We start from the raw sequence: 1,475 nt of genomic DNA on the forward strand, positions 1-1,475 counted from the left end.
ATTCTAGTATTCACAACTATATCCGTTATTAAATCAGTACTCATAAACAATAGATAGATTTTATAGCTTTCTACAGAGAAAAGACCAACCCATCTAGGATTAAGAATAAAATCTAGGGAGACAATTTACAAAATACATATTTTACAGAATAAACTACTATCGTATAAATCTTATACACTTATTAAATTTATGCTTCAAGATTTTCTTTTAGAAACTTCGAAATAGTTCACTAGCAATTATAAAGAACATCTACATCTTTAATTTGAAGAAAAAACAAAGTCACCTGTTGAGTTCAATACAATATAATTAACATTTAAAGACATTTTAAATGAAATTACAACTCAAGAATCCCTACTTATAGGTAAATTTATTTATTCACATATTAAGTACCCTCAGTGGACCAACAATATTAATGGTGAGATATTAAAAAGAGATTGGTTACTAGTATAACCAAAGGAACACATATGACGCAAGAATATACAGCTTTTTTAAAAGAAATCAATAGATAACACTGCTATTAACTGTAACACCATTGGAGGGTTCTTTGGCGTTGAGGGTAAAAAGGATCAAGACAAAAAGTTATGGGGAAATATTTAAATAAGCATATTTATATTTCTTAGATTCAATTAATAAATGCAACATTTGGAAGTTGCCGTTTGGATGATTTTTTTCAGAAAAGAGAAAAGAAAATTAAATCTTTTCCTCTTTAGCTGAATGGGAAATTTTACTTTACTTGCTCCTCGCCCAAAAATTGCAAAGTATGAGCCAAATTACACAAGAGCAAAGATACATAATAGAAACATTGTTGAATGAGAATTATTCAAAACTCGGAATAGCTGAGCGATTAAAAAAAGATGTTTCCACAATTTATAGAGAAATAAAAAGGAATTACGATAAGCGAAACAACAATTACAGAGCTGTCTTAGCTCACCGTAGGTGTGAAGAAAGGCATTTCGATAAAAGGAAGAGAATTCGATTTACCACTGAAGTTAAAGATTTTGTTGAGCACTGGATTAAGCAAGAATATAGTCCAGAGCAAATAATGGGAAGAGCAAAAGAGCAAGGACTCAATTGTGTATCTCATGAAAGAATTTATCAATAGATTTGGAAAGATAAAAAACAAGGGGGCGACTTACATCTTTATTTGCGTTCCCAAGGAAAGGTTTATAGAAAAAGAGGTGCGTCAAAAGATAAGCGAGGACTGATAATAGGTCGGGTTGATATTGACCAAAGACCCAAAAGCGTAGAAGAAAGAAAGACGATAAGTGATTTAGAAATAGACTTAATGATTGGAGCTAAGCACAAAGGAGCTTTATTGACAATCAACGACAGAGCAACAGGAGTTGCTAAAATACGTATATTGAAATCAAAAGAAGCAACATGTTTTGACCCCTATAAAACAAGAGTATTATTCTAAATTTCGATTATTAATTATGCGGTTAATTTTTCCATTAAAATTAGATCTTTATCCTGGT

Annotated in this window: 1 pseudogene; it reads left to right on the forward strand. The window is 30.8% G+C overall.

What is annotated here, in order from left to right:
- Positions 1–760: 760 nt before the first annotated feature.
- Positions 761–1,381, forward strand: a pseudogene (locus tag M2326_RS17640) (IS30 family transposase); the annotation flags it as partial.
- Positions 1,382–1,475: the final 94 nt, after the last annotated feature.

The sequence above is a fragment of the Flavobacterium psychraerolatum genome (assembly GCF_025960985.1).
GTDB lineage: Bacteria > Bacteroidota > Bacteroidia > Flavobacteriales > Flavobacteriaceae > Flavobacterium.